Raw genomic sequence first — 3,291 nt, 5'->3', positions numbered from 1 at the left:
GATTTACTTGATTGGGGCGATGATGTCGGCAATGTCCTTAAGGGGAGCAACTACTTGGTCAATCTGAGCACTTTGGAGACCTTCGCTTACAATGCGACTGCTCTCGGTGACTTCTCCAATAGAGCATTCACCGATCAGCCTCAGGCAGCTACACCAAATCTGGCAAGCGGCACAGACGGACTTAACGGTCTCAACTATGCCTTGACCAAACAGAATTTCTACAGTGTTTACGATATTGAATCCCCCTTCCGCGGTAAATCAGAGGCGGTCGTGACATTTCCAACAAAGAATCTTACACACGTCCCGAACATCACATGGGATTCCTCAGGCCAAACATGCATCGATTCAAAGAAGGATATCTTTGCGGACCCGAGGTTATATCTTGCTTTCTTCGATGATGCGGGGCATATAGTATCGCATTATTGTCCGTGGGAATGTACCGGATGCGAACCTGCCTTTGCCCTGCCACATGGAGTGAATCTCGTATGCGTTAATGATGGACCAATATTCATCTCCGACGTGGCCACGCCGGTCATCCCAGCGTCGCCTTTCTCATTTGGGTTCCTGAATTTCGATATGGTACACGCCAACTGTTTTGGTCCCGTTCCGACGATCCCGACCCACGCGACAACGGTGTCTACTAATAACCACACATTCACTTCAGCGGGTCTGCCGGCGATCGGCTATGTAGCGCTCAGCTTCGTGGATGGTGGGAGTTCGCACATGCTCCCTATGCAATATGACAGCAATGTGACTATCACAACCAGCACGCCCTGAGCGTCCGATTGCACGGCAGACTGAATCCGCTTTGCCGAGCAGATAAGGGCTGCAAAAAAAAGCAGCCTTTATTTCTCGACGATCTTCACCTTCATCTCGACCCGTTCGTTAGGGTTGTCGCAAGCCCTCTTAACTGGTTTGGGTTTTCATAAATTTCTTGTTTTGTGATTCGGAGTCCACTAAAATTTCATTAAGGGGTCGATGTGATTGTGTGATGTTTTGCAAGGAGGAAATCGATGATAAAAAAAAGCGTCTTCATTGCGATGTTGCTTGTTGTCACGGGTTTTGGGTCTGCTTTTGCACTCCAAATAGACTCTCTCGCTTCAGGCTCCGAGAGTGTATTGCCTCCGACTAAGGTCTTTGTCAATCCCAGTGGGTTGGGTGATGCATTGATTTACGGCTACTATAATGTAAGGGATGCGAACCGTGAGAATATTTTTACGGTCATTAACACAAGTACGCGATACGGTGTGAGGGCAAGGATAAGATTCAGAGAGGCTGCTGACATCAATACGGAAGAGGGACTTTGTAATGGCGGGTGGGAAATCTTTCTGGAGGTTGCCCGCCGCGATACGTCGTCCTAGCGCTCCCCCACAGTGCAAGTATTGTGAAACTATCTGAGGCAGGGAGGAAAAGTACTATATTCAACTCTACCGTGGCAACTTCGTACTCATTTATGACATTCGATTTTGGCTTTCTGAACTTCGATTTAGTTAATGTTGACTGCTTTGGGGATCCCTGTCTGCCAACTCCAGAACACAAGACAACAGTATCTGCCAACAACCATACATTCACCTCAGCCGGTCTACCAGCGATCGGTTACATCGCGCTCAGTTTCGTGGATGGTGGAAGTTCGCACATGCTTCCCCTGCAATATGACAGCAACGTGACTATCACTGCCGGTACACCATAAGCGCTCACTAAGACAGCAGACGGAATACTCCTCACAGAGACAGGTCAGGACTACGAGAAGGCGTCTTTATTTTTCGACGATCTTCACCTTCATCTCGACTCGCTCGTTGGGGTTGTCCCTGGCGTCCCTCGGTTGGTTCACGATCTTATCCGCCACGTCCATCCCCGAAACGACCTCCCCGAAGACGGTGTATTGCTTGTCGAGAAACGGTGCGTCCTTGACACAGATGAAGAACTGAGAGCCCGCGCTGTCGGGGCTTGCAGCCCTCGCCATAGAGAGGGTCCCCCTCTTATGGTGTTTGTCGTTAAACTCCGCCTTGACGGTATATCCGGGGCCTCCCGTGCCGTGTTTCGATTTGTCGGGGTCTTTGGAGTTCGGGTCGCCTCCCTGTATCATGAAACCGGGGATGACCCTATGGAAGGTTGTCCCGTCATAGAACCCCTTTTTCGCGAGCTCAATAAAATTGTTCACATGATTCGGTGCGACATCGGGGAAGAAGGTGAGTTCGATGTTTCCGAACTTCGTCTCTATGATCGCCTTTGTCTCTGCCATCTTCTTGATCTCCTCTTTCGTAAATTTTTTGTCCTTCATCTCGGCATAGCCGGACAGACTGAATACGGCCACGAAAACCATCACAAAAAATGTTCTTACGTATCTCATGAAACCTCCTTTCATGATATGTCTGCTATCCTTCCAGGAGCATCGATAAGACGCTCATCATCGAAGTCGCCCAAACGATATCGGATAACGGTATATGAAACTCGCAGGTCGAGTCAAAGAGCAGGTCGACCCGTGAGGGGAATTCCGCGTCTTCGAGCCATAAAATCACATAGACCGGGACTCTCGGGAAGGGAAGGAGTTTGATAGAGACATCACCGTAATGAAAGGGCTCCCCGCCGAATTCTCTCCCTTTCCTTATAAAGCCGTCTCTGTCCTTCCCGTATTTCTCCGCGATCTTGTCGAGAGGGAGGAGATGGGTTCCGGTAAAGAAGCGGTGCCCGCCTTTCACATCGATAGGCCTTATCAGCCTTCCGGAGAGGGGGATGTCCTTGGCATTCGTGAGATACCAGAGCACGGAGAGCCTGAAAAAATCCTTGAGCTTGCCGAGAAAGAAGTCGCCGGCAGACGACACGCAAGAAATCTTCTTCTCCAGTGGAGAGATGGAAAAATCCAGACCGAAGGACTTCAGCGTATATATCCCGGACCCGCTGTCATAGAGGACCCCCGCCTCGCTCGCTATTCTCGACGGTTCAAGGGTCGAAATGATGGACCAGGCCTTTGCTTCTCCTCCCGCAGTCTTTATCGGAACCATGCCTTATCTCCCGCGTAAAAAAGGGATGGAAAAGCAGTCCATCCCTTTCTCGAAAAAACCTTATTTCAGTCCGAGATCCTTTGCTGCTTCCTTAAGTACGTCATCTTTCTTGAAGTTATTCATCATCGGGCTCTTCGAGGCCTTAGCCGCCTTTATCAAGTCAGCAGAAGTCTTGTATTTCTTCGTCAGGTCTGCCTTCGAGGGCGCCGGCTTTCCCGAGTCCGTGTGGCAGCCCTTGCAGGAATCCCAGCCCGCTGCCATAACGGCTGATGCAAATCCGACCACGAGA

Annotated in this window: 5 protein-coding genes; 2 read left to right on the top strand and 3 right to left on the bottom strand. The window is 50.2% G+C overall.

Translation table 11 applies throughout. The features are described from left to right. Together VEI96_10180 and VEI96_10175 are read left to right on the top strand one after the other, a co-directional pair. Positions 1-777: hypothetical protein (locus tag VEI96_10180; protein HXX58355.1), on the top strand; the 777-nt coding region annotated here is incomplete at its 5' end. A gap of 236 nt (positions 778-1,013) precedes the next feature. Continuing rightward, a complete protein-coding gene (locus VEI96_10175; GenBank protein ID HXX58354.1) occupies positions 1,014-1,361 on the top strand; it encodes a hypothetical protein in 348 nt (115 codons plus the stop codon). 395 nt (positions 1,362-1,756) lie between these two features. Here VEI96_10175 and VEI96_10170 read toward each other — a convergent pair whose 3' ends face one another. From VEI96_10170 to VEI96_10160, 3 genes are all read right to left on the bottom strand, one after another. Beyond that, entirely contained in the window at positions 1,757-2,350 is a 594-nt protein-coding gene (locus VEI96_10170) for a peptidylprolyl isomerase (GenBank protein HXX58353.1), read from the bottom strand. Between the two features lie 25 nt (positions 2,351-2,375). Beyond that, the gene (locus VEI96_10165; protein ID HXX58352.1) at positions 2,376-3,002 is read right to left on the bottom strand and encodes a DUF3786 domain-containing protein; all 627 of its coding nucleotides are present in this window, start codon (positions 3,000-3,002) and stop codon (positions 2,376-2,378) included. A 60-nt stretch (positions 3,003-3,062) separates the two neighbouring features. Continuing rightward, positions 3,063-3,291: hypothetical protein (locus VEI96_10160; GenBank protein HXX58351.1), on the bottom strand; the 229-nt coding region annotated here is incomplete at its 5' end.

The sequence above is a fragment of the Thermodesulfovibrionales bacterium genome (genome assembly GCA_035622735.1).
Lineage (GTDB): Bacteria > Nitrospirota > Thermodesulfovibrionia > Thermodesulfovibrionales > UBA9159 > DASPUT01.
The sequence above is the reverse complement of the archived record's forward strand: the minus strand, read 5'-3'. Positions and strand labels throughout refer to the sequence as shown.

What these genes read in the sequence shown, in the direction of transcription:
- VEI96_10175 (HXX58354.1), top strand. Translation starts at nt 1,014, where the DNA reads ATGATAAAAAAAAGCGTCTTCATTGCGATGTTGCTTGTTGTCACGGGT.
- VEI96_10170 (HXX58353.1), bottom strand. Translation starts at nt 2,350, where the DNA reads ATGAGATACGTAAGAACATTTTTTGTGATGGTTTTCGTGGCCGTATTC.
- VEI96_10165 (HXX58352.1), bottom strand. Translation starts at nt 3,002, where the DNA reads ATGGTTCCGATAAAGACTGCGGGAGGAGAAGCAAAGGCCTGGTCCATC.